The organism is Testudinibacter sp. P27/CKL/0425, assembly GCF_052931395.1.
Window position 1 is genome coordinate 1,864,428 of sequence record NZ_CM128801.1, and the last position, 13,786, is coordinate 1,878,213.

Below are 13,786 nucleotides of genomic sequence, written 5' to 3' on the forward strand. Positions count from 1 at the left end.
AACCAACCACTTAATCCGCCAAAAAAAGTGGCCCTAACGGCATTTTCGGCAGCCCGAAATCGGACGGATACGTCACATCCACTAAATACAGCCCCGCCGCTTTTGCGGTCGGTGCCGCTAAAGTGCGGTCGGTTTGCTGCTGCAACCAGCCGATCCACTCCGGCGGCTGGTTGCCGTTGCCGACTTCCAGCAAGCTGCCGACAATATTTCTGACCATGTGATGCACAAAGGCATTAGCCTGAATATCGACAATCACAAACTGCCGTAAACGGCTAACATTCAGATGATGAACATTGCGCCACGGCGAATGTGATTGGCATTGTGCCGCGCGAAACGAGCTGAAATCTAATTCACCCAATAATGCCTGCCCCGCTTGCTGCATTTTTTGATGATCCAGCGGCTGATGATAGTGGGTGACGCCGTTTACCAAAATCGCCGGTCGCAACGGATTGTTATAAATAATATAGCGATAACGGCGTGCGGTGGCGCTAAAGCGGGCATGAAACGACTCATCAACTTGCTGTGCCCATTTCACTTTCACATCGTCGGGCAAATTGGCATTCACGCCGAGCGTCCAAGCATGAATCTGACGAACGGCATCGGTTTCAAAATGCACCACTTGCCCGGTGGCGTGCACGCCGGAGTCGGTGCGCCCGGCGCAAAATACCGCAATGTCCTGTGCCGCCACTTTGCTAAGTGCGGTTTCCAGCACTTGTTGCACGCTTTTTACCGATTGCTGACGCTGCCAGCCGAAATAACGGCAGCCGTCATATTCGATCCCTAATGCAATTTTCATTTTCTCTCCGCTCAGATACGAAAAAACACCAAACAATCCGAGGTTGCTGGTGTTTTTCAGATTACACGTTAAAAATTAAACGCGTTTGAAATCCAAGTGAGCCAATTTCGGTTTGAACGGGTGGCGTTGTACCGCTTGGATTTTAACAGCAACATCTTTGCCGTCGATAACTAACGTGATCACTTCGCTATAGAAGTTATCATTAGCTTGTGCGTTATTCACTTCATCGTGGTTTAATACGATAGAAACAGGGGCTTCGGTGCCACCATAAACGATTGCAGGAACTTGACCCGCATGGCGCAGACGGCGGCTCGCACCCGTTCCTAGCGCTTGACGAACTTCAGCAGTAAATTTATACATTTTAAATTTCTCAATTTATGAAACACACTCACAGTATGTTTCTTATCAATATTAAGAATTGCAGGCGACCCAGCAATTCCGACAAGTATGGCTTAAGCTGCGGTTGCAAACTTAAGGGCGGCTATTCTAGTGAATTTTTAGCCTAAGCGCAAATAAAAACCGCACTTTTTCGGTGTTTTTGGCAAATTCATGCAGGTTGGTTAGATTTCTGCTTTTTATGATGGCAATTGTCAGTAAAAAGAGGCAAAATAACGGCTTGTCTCAATTAAAGAAATTGAATCCTTTAAACGAACTAAAATAACGGGTTAATCGTGCAATTTTTTATTGATTTTTTTACTAATTATGGCTATTTCGCCGTCTTTTTCGTGTTGCTATTGTGTGGGCTTGGAGTTCCGATTCCGGAGGATATTACCCTAGTTTCCGGTGGGATTATTTCCGGCTTGGGCTACGCCAATCCGCATTGGATGGTGGTGGTCGGCATGATTGGGGTGTTGCTCGGCGACTGCTTAATGTATCTGTTGGGGCGGTTCTACGGCGTGAAAATTCTGCGTTTTCGTTTAATCAAACGCTTTATCACCTTTAAACGCTTAAAAATGGTCAAAGATAAATTTGATCGCTACGGCAACCGGTTACTGTTTTTCGCCCGTTTTTTACCGGGATTAAGAACGCCGGTTTATATTATTTCCGGCATTACTCGCCGAGTCAGCTTTATCCGTTTTCTCTTGATTGATTTCATGGCGGCAATTATTTCGGTTCCGGTGTGGGTCTATCTTGGTCATCACGGCGCGGAGAATATTGACTGGATCAAAGCACAAATGCGCCACGGGCAAATGGGCATTTATTTGATTTTGGCGGCGGTGGCGATTTTTATTGGCTATACTTATTGGAAACGCAAACGCCAGCAAGCCGAAGAACAAAAAAATTAAGTTACATTCACAAACGAAAAGAGCGGTTATCATTTAATGATAACCGCTCTTTGTTTTGGTCTGTATGACAAATTACAGTGCAGAAACGTTCAGCGTTGAACCGCCGACAATACGCACGCGTGCACCCGGCACTAATTTGGAATCATATTTTTGAACAACCACGATCTCTTTGCCGTCATCTTTGCGAATCACTAATTCCAATGAATCCACTTGGCTGGCTTTTTGCTCGATCACGCTGCCCGCAACCGCACCGGCAACTGCACCGACTGCTGTCGCAATCGCCTGTCCTGTTCCGCCGCCGACAGTTGAACCTAAGATACCGCCGATAGCACCGCCGCCGACCGTACCGATCACACCTTGATTAGGCGCTTGGATTGCCACTTCACGACTGGAAACAATTGTGCCGTAGCTGATTGAGCGTGCTTCTTTTGCTTGATCACCGGTATACACATTTCCGCTATACACATCTTTATTGGCACAACCGACGACAGCCAAACCCATCATGACGGTTACAGCTAACATAGATTTTTTCATTTACATTTTCCCTTCAAATTGATTACTTTCTGAACTCACTACGTCCATAATATGATGTGGATGCAGTTTGATACAAGTATAATTTTTTGTTTTGTCGATAAAGGTTATCGCAATCGAAAGATTCGATAACTTTTCACCTGTTACTTTAGGTTCGTCCACTTTGACTGCCAGCAATTCATTTTGGTTCAACGAAAACTGTCGAATTACGCGTTCGCGCCATTCATTTGGTGATTCTTTCGCCAAAAACGGTACGACCAGTTCGATATGTTCCCAACCTTCTTGCGGATAATATTTGCCTTTCGGCATCGGCAATTCCACCACCGAAACCGCTTGCTCCGCTAAAATTAACGCTTGGTCTAAAGCAATCAAATAGATCGGTCTGCCGTTGACAATGTTATCACTCAGCAGCCGACCGCACTTTAACAACGATGCCAGCCAGGTTTGTCCTTGTTGCTCGCTATTAACCCGAATTGCAACGTGATCCACACAAAATTCGGAAGGCGCAATGCCGATCGTCCGTGCTAAATCCAAAACCCGCCGTTCAAATTCGGCAAATTGTTGCTCAAGTGCGGTTTCGGTTAAAAATAGCGGATGTTGTTGCGGTAAATTTGTCATTTTCTGCACTCTTTTCTGTAGCCTGTCTTTTCTCAACCGCGATAAAACGGTATCATAGCGCCCAATTTATTAAGTGAAATTCAATCAAAAGGCTACTATTTCTGTGAATATTCAACGCATTCTATCGCAAAAAATTAAACACGCAATGATCGCCGCCGGTGCGGACGCCGGCTGTGATGCGCTGGTTCGCCAGTCGGGCAAGCCGCAATTCGGCGATTATCAGGCAAACGGCATTATGGCAGCCGCCAAAAAACTCGGCATCGCACCGCGCGAAATGGCACAAAACGTGCTGAATCAGCTGGATTTAGGCAAACTGGTAGAAAAAGTCGAAATCGCAGGCCCGGGTTTTATCAATCTGTTTATCAGCCGCGACTGGCTAGCCGAGCAAAGCCAACATTTACTAACCGAAACGCGCTTAATTGACACCACCGAACAGCCGCAAACCATTGTCGCCGACTACTCTGCGCCGAACGTGGCGAAACAGATGCACGTCGGGCACTTGCGCTCGACCATTATCGGCGACGCGGTGGTGCGCGTGTTGCAATATTTAGGACATAATGTGATCCGCGCTAACCATGTGGGCGATTGGGGCACGCAATTCGGAATGCTGATTGCTTACTTAGAAAAAGTGGAAAACGAACACGCGGAAGATTTGGCGTTGAGTGACTTGGAAGCGTTTTACCGCGCGGCGAAACAGTGCTATGACAGCGACGCCGAATTTGCTGAAAAATCACGCAATTATGTGGTGAAACTGCAAGGTGGCGATCAATACTGCCTGGCCATGTGGCGCAAGCTGGTGGATATCACCATGCAGCAAAATCAAGACACCTACAATCGCCTAAATGTTACCTTAAGCAATGATGATGTGATGGGCGAAAGCCTGTATAACCCGATGCTGGCAGGCGTCGTTGCCGATTTAAAAGCCAAAGGCATTGCAGTTGACGATCAAGGCGCAGTGGTAGTCTTTTTAGACGAATTTAAAAACAAAGACGGCGAACCGATGGGCGTGATCATACAAAAAAGCGACGGCGGCTTTCTTTACACCACCACCGATATCGCCGCAGCTAAATATCGCCATGAAGTGCTGCACGCCGATCGCGCATTGTATTTCACCGACAGCCGCCAAAGCCAGCATTTACAACAGGCGTGGACGATTGTGCGCAAAGCGGGTTACATTCCCGACAGCATGAGCTTGGAACATTTCAATTTCGGCATGATGCTGGGCAAAGACAACAAGCCGTTCAAAACTCGCTCCGGCGACACTGTGAAATTAACCGATTTGTTAGACGAAGCGATTGAACGTGCGGGCAAGTTGATTGCTGAGAAAAATCAGGATTTAACCGCAGATGAGCTGCAACAAGTGGTGGAAGCGGTGGCAATCGGCGCGGTGAAATATGCCGATTTATCTAAAAATCGCACCACTGATTATGTGTTCGATTGGGACAATATGTTAAGTTTTGAAGGCAACACTGCACCTTATATGCAATATGCCTATACCCGAATCAGCTCAATTTTCAGCCGTAGCGGCATTGACGCCTCAGCGTTACAGGGTAACGTCAGTTTGCAAGACGACAAAGAACGCAGCTTGGCGATTAAGTTGCTGCAATTCGAAGAAGCGGTGCAAACCGTGGCGAAAGAAGGTACACCGCACGTTTTATGCGCTTATCTGTATGAATTGGCAGGTGCATTTTCCAGCTTCTATGAGCACTGCCCGATTCTTAACGCTGATGACGAAGCCCTGAAAAACAGCCGGTTGCAATTGGCAGCATTAACTCAAAAAACCTTGCAACAAGGCTTGGATTTATTGGGAATTAAAACCGTGGCAAAAATGTAGTTCACTGGGCTTCCGATAACAAAAGGCATAGTAGACAAAAATGTGGCTGAAATCTCGCTTAATCCCTTATAGAATAAGGCGTTAAGTGAGATTTTTTAAAATGACCAAAAAATTGCTATTTCTGTGGTTCAGAACACATTAAAAAACACGGTAAAAATTCAGGCAAGCAACGCTATAAATGCTTGGATTGTTTACGGACATATTCTCACACAAATTACCTTCAATCCGCCCAAATCTGGCACGATTACACCGTCGGAAAACAGACGTATAAGCAGCTTGCGTTAACCTATGATTGTTCGGTCAGGACTATCCAAAGGCACCTGAAAAAAGCCCCTAAAACGCCACTCAGCACACCGCAAACCACAATGTTGAATCTTATTATGGATGTCACTTTTTTCGGGCGACAATTCGGCGTATTAGTCATAATGGATTCCCGCTCAAAAAAGGTGATTTACCACCAAATCGTTCGTACCGAAAAGGACATTTACTATACCAAAGCCATCAATCGATTGCGTAAAAAAGGATTTATTATTCAATCTATTACTTGCGATGGGCGACGGGGCTTATTGAAAGATATATTTAATACGCCAACCCAAATGTGCCAATTTCACCTTGTTGCAATGGTGATTCGCAAGCTGACGAGAAACCCTAAATCCGTTGCCGGAAAGGAACTGAAAACAATGGTTAAAACACTCAAGCAGAGTCACAAAAATGACTTTTATGTCCGTTTGCATCACTGGTTTTTGCAGCATAAAGCTTACTTAGAAGAACGGTCTGATATACCCGATAATCAGGGTAAATTTCCTTATAAACATCGCAAATTGAGAGGGGCTTATGCCAGTATTAAACGCTATATGGATTACTTGTTTGTCTTTGAAAAATACCCGGAGTTACGGATAGAAAAAACGACAAATCGGCTGGAAGGGCTGTTTAAGGATTTAAAGCAGAAATTATCCGTTCATAATGGACTAAACCGAAGGAATAAGATTATGTTTATACAGGATTTTTTGAATAAAAAGAGCTAGAAAAACTAGCGCTTTAAGAGGAGTAGCCACAAAAATGTCTAATAGAAGCTTAGATCTCAAAATCAGCCACATTTTTGGCTACTATGCCAATAAAAATCCGACAAATTGTCGGATTTTATCGCCCTTAGCTTACCTATTATTACTGCCCATAATACGCATTTTTACCGTGCTTACGCAGGTAATGCTTATCTAGCAACGTTTGTTGCATTGCTTGGATATTCGGATTCAGTTGATGGCTGAACAAATTCATATAGGCGATTTCTTCTAATACCACGGCATTATGTACGGCGTTGTGCGGATCGGTTCCCCAAGCAAACGGACCGTGTGAATTCACCAGTACCGCCGGAACGTCTTTCGCTTTGATACCACGTTTAGCAAAGGTTTCCACAATCACTTTACCAGTTTCCAACTCATATTCGCCTTGAATTTCAGCGTCGGTCATTAAGCGGGTGCAAGGGATCGCACCATAAAAATAATCCGCATGCGTGGTACCAAGTGCGGTGAGATCACGTCCGACTTGTGCCCAGGTTGTTGCGTGGCGGGAATGGGTGTGCACGATGCCGCCGATTTCAGGGAATTGACGATATAATTCCAAATGTGTCGGGGTGTCTGATGACGGCTTTTTGCTGCCTTCAACCACTTCGCCGCTATGAAGATCGACCACCACCATATCGTCTTCGGTCATCACCTCGTAATCCACGCCGGACGGCTTGATCACTACTAAGCCTTTTTCTCTGTCGATACCGCTGACGTTGCCCCAAGTGAAGGTAACCAAACCATATTTCGGTAGATCCAGATTGGCTTCAAAAACCTGTTTTTTTAATTTCTTTAACATACAAAATTTCCTTCTTTCATTTTATTTTCAATCCAGCGGCGTGCTTTGATGATTTCCATAATTGGCTCATCGGATTTCTCCGTCCACATTTCAATTAAAAATGCGCCACGATAGTTCAAACGTTGCAGTGTTTCAAACACATTCACGAAGTCAACGCAGCCCTCGCCAAACGGCACATCACGGAACTGCCCTTTGCAACTTTCGGTTACCGCATAAGTGTCTTTAAGGTGAATCGCGGCAATGCGATCAATGCCCAGCTCCAGCTCTTTAGTCACATCATTGCCCCAGGCGGAAAGATTGCCCACATCCGGATAGACGGTAAACCACGGCGATGCCAATAAGTTATCCCATTGTTTCCATTTGGTGATGGAATTCATAAATGGTGTGTCCATGATTTCAACTGCCAGCATCACTTGCGCACTTGCCGCGCGTTCGACTGCCCACCGCATTCCTTCTGTGAAGCGCTGCAATGTGCCTTCGTCCTGCTCTTCATAATACACATCATATCCCGCCAACTGAATGGTGCGAATGCCAATATCACTCGCCAACTGAATGGCTTTTTCCATGATGTTGTAAGCTTCAGACCGCACTTTGTCATCATGGCTACCGAACGGGAAACGACGATGCCCGGACAAACACATTGATGGAATGGTGATGCCTGTTTCCAGCACCGCTTTCACGATTTCTAATCGTTCCGCTTTTGTCCAATCTAAACGTGCTAACCGCTCATCAGTTTCATCAATCGAAATTTCAACAAAGTCGAATCCGCTGGCTTTGGCAATCGACAAACGCTCATGCCAGCTTAAATTTTTAGGCAATGCTTTTTCGTAAATGCCTAATTTATGTTTTCTCATTTTTCACCTCAATGACCTTAAATAAATGGCTTTAAATAAATAACGTTAAATCAATCCGAAACTTTTTAATGGTTATTGAAATGGCTCAGACTTTCAAGCAGCAATTTATATTTTTTATACTTCGTTTGATATTTATCATAAGCCGCTTGATCCGGTGTAATCTCAACCACATCGGCGTTTACAATTTGCTGCGCTTGCTGCACATCAGCAAAGACGTTAAGTCCGGTCATCGCCATTAATGCCGCCCCTAGACAGCCTGTTTCCTCAATTTGCGGCACTTCGATTTTTAATCCACTCAAATCTGCCAAAATCTGTAACCAAACCGCCGATTTTGACGGCCCGCCGGTGACACGAAGCACCGTGGTATTCGGAAAACGTTGCAACATCCGATCCAGATGATGCATTAAACTAAAGATCACACCTTCATAGATTGCCTGTAACAAATGCGCTTTGGTGTGCAGTGATTGCAAGCCATAAAAACCGGCTTGCATCCCCAACCCTGCGTTTGAACCGTATAAAAACGGAATAAACAACACGCTGCTTTCCGCTTTTGGCAATGAGCCAACCAATTGGTTGATTTCTTTGTAATCGGTTAATCCCCACTGTTGCACAAACCATTCTAAATTGGCTGCGGAGGTCGGGCTGGCTTCATGCACGATAAATTCGCCTTGCTGCGCATAACGACCATAAACAAACGGTAATGTTTGGCTGTCATCAATCTGTTTGGTGATGCCGCTGACTACCGACCAAGTTCCCATCACGGCATTCAGTTTGGTTTCATCATCAAGACCGGCACAAAGTGCGGTTGAAACCACGTCAAATAATCCGCCAACCACTGCCGTACCTTGTTTCAAGCCTGTCAATTTTGCTGCTTCTGCGGTGATATAACCGGCAATTTGAGACGAGCCGATAACCGGCGGCAATGCGTCAACGATCTCTTCAATGTCCAATAATTTGGCCAGTTCAGGATCGTACTGCCCTGTTTGCATATTGTATAAATTAGACTCGGAAATATTGGTCTCTTCACAAGCGATTTCGCCTGTTAAACAATAGCGCAAATAATCATGCGACATTAAAATTGAGCCGATTTGGGCATAACGTGTCGGTTCATTTTCTTTTAGCCAACGGAGGATTGAAACCGGATGCCCTGTCCACAAGGTTTGGCGGGTGAACGGATAAAGTTGTTGTGGAATTTGTTGCTGTTGCCACTGTTTGACGATACTCAGTGCCCGTTGTTCCGAAGACAAAATGCCGTTGCCCAACGGTTTCTTATTTTTGTCTAAAAGGAATAATCCTTTGCCTTGCGCTGAAATGCCTACGCCTTTAATTTGTTCGGCGGAGACTGCGGACGCTTGAATTGCACCTGCGATAACCTCGGCGCAACCATGCCATAACAGATCTAAATCCCGTTCCGCTTGCCCTGCTTTTTCACTCAATACAGCGAGATTTTGACGATAACTGCCATACGCTTTTCCGGCACTATCATAAACACTCGCCTTGATAAACGTCCCACCGCAATCAATGCCTAGCCAAAAATCCATATATTCCCCTTGCATTCACTTCAATAAATTATTGTATAAATATTACACAAATCAATTATACAATAATCCATTTTTAGCAACAAAGTAGGCTATTTTCAAATAGCCTACTCATTAAAGCTTTACATTATTCCACTAATGCATCAACTTGTTTGATCAGCGTATCGCCATTGCGTTCAATGAAATATTGACGAACCGGTTGTTCAACAATATCACGGAACGGTTTGGTATCCACTTGCTCAACCACTTCAATACCCGCTTTACGGAATTTCTCCAAGATGTCTTTTTCATTGGCTTCATTTAATTCACGTTGATAAGCCCCTGCTTCTTTGGCTGCATCCAGAATCGCTTGTTGCACTTCCGGAGAGAAAGATTCAAATTTTTTCTTGTTCATCACCACCAATAACGGAGTATAGCCGTGATTGGTCAAGCTCAAGTGTTTTTGTACTTCATACAATTTGGTTGACCACACAATACCGATTGGGTGCTCTTGCGCATCAACAGCACGGGTTTCAAGTGCGGTATACAGCTCGGACAACGGCATTGGCACCGGATTGGCACCTAGCAATTTAAATGCTTCTACATACATTGGATTTTGGTTAGTACGGATTTTTAAGCCTTTCACATCGTCCGGGCCATTCACAGGGTGTTTTGAATTAGTGATTGAACGGAAGCCAACTTCCCAGAACGCCAAGCCTTTCAGATCTTTTTCTTCCAATTCTTTTAGCAAACCTTGTCCGATTTCACCGTCCAATACGCGGTAAGCATGGGCTTTATCACGGAAGATAAACGGAATATCGATAACGTTCAAATTAGAAACCAAGCCGCCGAAGTTCGGCGAACCGGACATTTCGATATCGATTGTTCCGCCGCGAACTGCGCTGATCATGGTTTGCGCATTGCCTAACGTGCTATCTGGGAATAGTGATAATTTCAGATCGCCTTTGGTTTTTTCTTTTAATAATTCATCAAATTTTTTGGCTGCAATATGTTGCGTATCACTGCGTGGCGCTTCATAGCCAAAACGTAAACTTGTCGCCGCTTGCGCTGTTACAGCTGCTGCGACCAGAGTTAAACCGGTTAAAAGTGCGGTTAATTTTTTCATATCGTTCTCCTAGAAGTTAAAATAAGCGTTAAGGTTGTAACCAACTTAACGGGGTTAAAATGAGTGACGGAAAGAAAATAAAGACAAATAATAAAGCTAATAACATCAGCAGGTAAGGGAAAATCCCTTTTGCCGCCTGATCAAACTGTAATTTGGCTACGCCGGTAATCACGTTTAATACATTGCCGATAGGCGGTGTAATCAGGCCAATCGAGGTGTTTAAAATGAACAGCACCCCGAAATAAACCGGATCAATTCCTGCTTCTTCAACCAGCGGCATTAGTACCGGTGTTAAAATCAATACAGTTGGGGTTAAGTCCATTACCATACCGATAATAAATACCGCGATCATAATCACAATTAGCAATAAGGTCGGTGAATCAATTAACGGCTCTAGCAGTTCAGTGATCATCTGCGGCAATTCCGCAACCGTAATTAACCAACCGGATACTTGTGCCGCCGCCACCAGCAGCATGACAACCGCCGTGGTTTTTCCTGCCGCCAGTAACACACTGTATAACTGGTTAATTTTCAGTTCGCGATAGATAAACATGGATACCAGCAACGCATAGAACGCGGCGACCGCACCGGCTTCTGTCGGTGTGAAAATGCCCAGTCTAAATCCGCCGATAATGATCACCGGTAGCAATAGCGCCCAAACGCTGTTCTTAAATGAAATGCACAGTTCCTGTTTTGTTGCTTTGGAAAACGTCATCAAATTTAAACGTTTGGATTGCCACGCCCATAGCGCAGCCAAGCAGCAACCCATCAAAACGCCGGGAAAGATACCCGCCATAAATAGCTTGGTAATCGAAACTCCACTGGCAACCCCAAAGATGATAAACGGAATTGACGGCGGGATAATCGGTGCAATGATTCCGGCAGCACCAATTAAGCCGGCGGAACGTTCAACCGGATAACCGGTGGTTTTCATCATTGGGATAAGCATTGCCGCAACCGCTGCGGTATCCGCCACGGCAGAACCGGAAAGGCTTGCCATAATCATCGCCGCAATAATCGCCACAAATCCCAAACCGCCGCGTTTATGTCCGACTAATTTCATCGGTAAATCAATGATTCGTTTAGACAAACCGCCGACATTCATAATCTCACCGGCGAGAATAAAGAACGGAATCGCTAAAAGTGAAAAGCTGTCTGCGCCACTAACCAAATTTTGAGCCAAAATTTGAGCATCAAAGAGATCTAAGTGAAGCATTAATGCCACGGCACAAACAATCAGTGAAAATGCGACCGGAATCCCTAATGCAATCGAGCCGAGCAAGACGCCAAGAAAAATAACAATGGTCATGACAACTCTCCTTGTTTTAACTGCATTGCCGAACCGACAATCCGAACAATTAATAAAACACCGATTAATCCGCTCATAATCACACTGGCTAAAAAGTTAACCCCCGTCGGAATGCCCGATATCGGTGCATAATTGCTCATATTTAATTGCATTTGTGCATAACTGCCGATAAAGATCAGATAGCAGCAATACAGCATCACGCCATCTGTCAAAATAAACAGTATTTTTCTTTTCAGCGGAGAAAGCTTATTCGGCAACACATTCACGCTAACGTGTCCATTTTCCTTAAAGACCAAAACTGCGCCTAAAAAAGTAACCCAAACGAAAAGGTAGCGCGATAACTCTTCAGCAATGGTGATGCTGGTGTTTGCGCCGTAACGTAATACCACATTGGCAAAGACCATACAGGCCATCAATGCCAACATCGAAACTACGATAATTTCCAGAATTTTACTGGTATAAGAAATCATTCGATTCATGCGAACTCCTGAATCTAATAAATGTTATAGTTCACTGACCGCAATCTTGACCACAACCTTTTTGATTTTACAGCTATTGCCATCAATACAAGCCGGGCGGTGAACATCCGTTGGGAAAAAGACAGCAAAATTTCCCGGACGCATCACCAATTCAGATTCGTTCTCGACATGGCTGTAAAACAAAATATCTCTCGTATCGTCGTAGGTTTTTTCAACCGGATTGGTACCCAAATCGATCGCCACCCCAATACGCTCATAACCCGAATGGAGATATTGAACATCAAGATAACGGCGGTGTACTTCCGGCAAAATAGCTGCCTTTTTTTGCGTTTCCAGATCAAGGACTTGTGCATAAATCAAATCCCCTTTAATCGGATAACGTCCGGCAGCCAATTGATCAAAATCGGTATTTTTGAGGTACCCAAGTGCGGTATAAACCGCACTTGGGTAATGTTTTTCCTCAACTTTTGAAATATGTCCGAAAAACATAGTAATTCCCTAACTTACAGTGATTTCAATTTAGCCCAGACAGTATCATCAACCGGAATGCCGTTTGCTTTATTGTCAGCTAGAATGGTGGTGAATTCATGCCCCGGCAACCGCACTTCTACATTTGGATCGGCACGCTCTGCCGTTCTGACATAGTCCATAATTTTTTGTAGTTTTTCGTCTTTGGTTTCCCCGTCAATTAAACGATCAATTTCGATTGCGATAAATACTTGAGAAACGCAGTATTCATCATCTTTTTCCTCCGTCACTTCGGCAACCGATAAACCGTTAGACAATAAGGTGGCGATCATATCCAATACGATAGATAAGCCTGAACCTTTCCAATAACCCATTGGCAATAAGCGTTTATTTTTCTCTACTGTTCCCGGATCTTTGGTCAAATTGCCGTCGTCATCAAAACCGGCATCCACGAAGGTTTGTCTGCCGGCAAGACGGTTAACTTCCAGCATTCCGTAGGAGTACATGGAGCAAGACATATCCACCATGGTGATCGGATTACTTGGGATCGCAATAATCAAAGGGTTGGTACCGATACGACACTCTTTGGCACCCCAAGGTGGCATAACCGCAATAGAGTTGGTCCAACAAATCCCGATATAGCCTTTTTCTGCCGCTTGCCAGCCATAGCCGCCGCCACGCATCCAGTGGTTCGCATTTTTCAATGCAACAACCCCAATTCCATGTTGATCCGCCAATTCCATTGCACGATCCATCATGTCTTGTGCAGTTAGGTTGCCGATTGCTTGGTGTGCATCCCACTGTTCAATCGCACCTAAAGAAAGCACTTTGCTAGGCACAGCTGTCGGATCAATATCACCTTTTTCAAGCTGCTGAATAAAACGCGGAAAACGGTTTACACCGTGAGAATACGCACCCGCCTGTGTAGTATCGGCAAATAATGTTGCGCAGGCTTCAGCGGTTTCCTCGCCCACTCCTCTTGCTAATAGCACGCGTTTAAATTCTTTTTTTAAGTCTTCGTAACTTACTCTCATACTAACCTCTTTACTGTCTGAATTTCATATTGTGAAATGATGTTTCACATATTGTATGATTTAAAAAAATTAAG

Annotated in this window: 15 protein-coding genes; 3 read left to right on the top strand and 12 right to left on the bottom strand. The window is 44.7% G+C overall.

All coding sequences use genetic code 11. From position 1 onward, the window contains the following. Positions 1-10: 10 nt before the first annotated feature. Together truA and rplY are read right to left on the bottom strand one after the other, a co-directional pair. Entirely contained in the window at positions 11-796 is a 786-nt protein-coding gene (truA, locus tag ACUHGC_RS09280) for a tRNA pseudouridine(38-40) synthase TruA (protein ID WP_446833049.1), read from the bottom strand. A 75-nt stretch (positions 797-871) separates the two neighbouring features. After that, entirely contained in the window at positions 872-1,156 is a 285-nt protein-coding gene (gene rplY / locus ACUHGC_RS09285; protein WP_446833050.1) for a 50S ribosomal protein L25, read from the bottom strand. Positions 1,157-1,467: 311 nt separating this feature from the next. On the opposite strand from rplY, the gene ACUHGC_RS09290 reads away from it, so the two are divergent. Then, positions 1,468-2,082 carry a DedA family protein gene (locus ACUHGC_RS09290; protein WP_446833051.1) on the top strand — a complete coding sequence of 205 codons (615 nt, stop codon included), beginning with the start codon at positions 1,468-1,470 and terminating at the stop codon, positions 2,080-2,082. A 72-nt stretch (positions 2,083-2,154) separates the two neighbouring features. Here the strand turns inward: ACUHGC_RS09290 and ACUHGC_RS09295 are convergent, their stop codons facing one another. Both ACUHGC_RS09295 and ACUHGC_RS09300 read right to left on the bottom strand, forming a co-directional pair. Continuing rightward, positions 2,155-2,616: a glycine zipper 2TM domain-containing protein gene (locus tag ACUHGC_RS09295; protein WP_446833052.1), complete on the bottom strand. Its 462-nt coding sequence runs from the start codon at positions 2,614-2,616 to the stop codon at positions 2,155-2,157. Beyond that, complete coding sequence (locus ACUHGC_RS09300) at positions 2,617-3,231, bottom strand: VOC family protein (protein WP_446833053.1); 615 nt, start codon at positions 3,229-3,231, stop codon at positions 2,617-2,619. It lies immediately after the preceding gene. Between the two features lie 103 nt (positions 3,232-3,334). Between ACUHGC_RS09300 and argS the strand changes: the two genes are divergently transcribed. Both argS and ACUHGC_RS09310 read left to right on the top strand, forming a co-directional pair. Continuing rightward, positions 3,335-5,065, top strand: a complete 1,731-nt coding sequence (gene argS / locus ACUHGC_RS09305; protein ID WP_446833054.1) for an arginine--tRNA ligase — start codon at positions 3,335-3,337, stop codon at positions 5,063-5,065. A 137-nt stretch (positions 5,066-5,202) separates the two neighbouring features. Then, positions 5,203-6,090 carry an IS256 family transposase, variant Zn-binding type gene (locus ACUHGC_RS09310; RefSeq protein ID WP_446834861.1) on the top strand — a complete coding sequence of 296 codons (888 nt, stop codon included), beginning with the start codon at positions 5,203-5,205 and terminating at the stop codon, positions 6,088-6,090. A gap of 139 nt (positions 6,091-6,229) precedes the next feature. Here the strand turns inward: ACUHGC_RS09310 and araD are convergent, their stop codons facing one another. The 8 genes from araD to yiaK all read right to left on the bottom strand — a co-directional run bounded on the left by araD (position 6,230) and on the right by yiaK (position 13,712). Continuing rightward, complete coding sequence (gene araD / locus ACUHGC_RS09315; RefSeq protein WP_446833055.1) at positions 6,230-6,925, bottom strand: L-ribulose-5-phosphate 4-epimerase; 696 nt, start codon at positions 6,923-6,925, stop codon at positions 6,230-6,232. Beyond that, positions 6,919-7,779 carry an L-ribulose-5-phosphate 3-epimerase gene (locus tag ACUHGC_RS09320; RefSeq protein WP_446833056.1) on the bottom strand — a complete coding sequence of 287 codons (861 nt, stop codon included), beginning with the start codon at positions 7,777-7,779 and terminating at the stop codon, positions 6,919-6,921. The genes araD and ACUHGC_RS09320 overlap by 7 nt, the downstream gene beginning before the upstream one ends. 65 nt (positions 7,780-7,844) lie before the next feature. Continuing rightward, positions 7,845-9,320, bottom strand: coding sequence for an FGGY-family carbohydrate kinase (locus tag ACUHGC_RS09325; RefSeq protein ID WP_446833057.1), 1,476 nt, complete (start codon positions 9,318-9,320; stop codon positions 7,845-7,847). Positions 9,321-9,444: 124 nt separating this feature from the next. Continuing rightward, positions 9,445-10,422, bottom strand: coding sequence for a TRAP transporter substrate-binding protein (locus ACUHGC_RS09330; RefSeq protein WP_446833058.1), 978 nt, complete (start codon positions 10,420-10,422; stop codon positions 9,445-9,447). A 28-nt stretch (positions 10,423-10,450) separates the two neighbouring features. Then, positions 10,451-11,731: a TRAP transporter large permease subunit gene (locus tag ACUHGC_RS09335; RefSeq protein ID WP_446833059.1), complete on the bottom strand. Its 1,281-nt coding sequence runs from the start codon at positions 11,729-11,731 to the stop codon at positions 10,451-10,453. Then, positions 11,728-12,210 (bottom strand): TRAP transporter small permease, encoded by a 483-nt coding sequence (locus tag ACUHGC_RS09340; RefSeq protein WP_446833060.1) that lies wholly within the window; start codon positions 12,208-12,210, stop codon positions 11,728-11,730. The genes ACUHGC_RS09335 and ACUHGC_RS09340 overlap by 4 nt, the downstream gene beginning before the upstream one ends. 24 nt (positions 12,211-12,234) lie before the next feature. After that, a complete protein-coding gene (locus ACUHGC_RS09345; RefSeq protein WP_446833061.1) occupies positions 12,235-12,699 on the bottom strand; it encodes a YhcH/YjgK/YiaL family protein in 465 nt (154 codons plus the stop codon). Between the two features lie 14 nt (positions 12,700-12,713). Then, positions 12,714-13,712 (bottom strand): 3-dehydro-L-gulonate 2-dehydrogenase, encoded by a 999-nt coding sequence (gene yiaK, locus ACUHGC_RS09350; RefSeq protein ID WP_446833062.1) that lies wholly within the window; start codon positions 13,710-13,712, stop codon positions 12,714-12,716. Positions 13,713-13,786: the final 74 nt, after the last annotated feature.

Coding starts and splice junctions, on each gene's coding strand:
- ACUHGC_RS09325 (WP_446833057.1), bottom strand. CDS start 9,320: ATGGATTTTTGGCTAGGCATTGATTGCGGTGGGACGTTTATCAAGGCG.
- rplY (WP_446833050.1), bottom strand. CDS start 1,156: ATGTATAAATTTACTGCTGAAGTTCGTCAAGCGCTAGGAACGGGTGCG.
- ACUHGC_RS09300 (WP_446833053.1), bottom strand. CDS start 3,231: ATGACAAATTTACCGCAACAACATCCGCTATTTTTAACCGAAACCGCA.
- yiaK (WP_446833062.1), bottom strand. CDS start 13,712: ATGAGAGTAAGTTACGAAGACTTAAAAAAAGAATTTAAACGCGTGCTA.
- ACUHGC_RS09330 (WP_446833058.1), bottom strand. CDS start 10,422: ATGAAAAAATTAACCGCACTTTTAACCGGTTTAACTCTGGTCGCAGCA.
- ACUHGC_RS09335 (WP_446833059.1), bottom strand. CDS start 11,731: ATGACCATTGTTATTTTTCTTGGCGTCTTGCTCGGCTCGATTGCATTA.
- truA (WP_446833049.1), bottom strand. CDS start 796: ATGAAAATTGCATTAGGGATCGAATATGACGGCTGCCGTTATTTCGGC.
- ACUHGC_RS09345 (WP_446833061.1), bottom strand. CDS start 12,699: ATGTTTTTCGGACATATTTCAAAAGTTGAGGAAAAACATTACCCAAGT.
- ACUHGC_RS09295 (WP_446833052.1), bottom strand. CDS start 2,616: ATGAAAAAATCTATGTTAGCTGTAACCGTCATGATGGGTTTGGCTGTC.
- ACUHGC_RS09320 (WP_446833056.1), bottom strand. CDS start 7,779: ATGAGAAAACATAAATTAGGCATTTACGAAAAAGCATTGCCTAAAAAT.
- ACUHGC_RS09340 (WP_446833060.1), bottom strand. CDS start 12,210: ATGAATCGAATGATTTCTTATACCAGTAAAATTCTGGAAATTATCGTA.
- araD (WP_446833055.1), bottom strand. CDS start 6,925: ATGTTAAAGAAATTAAAAAAACAGGTTTTTGAAGCCAATCTGGATCTA.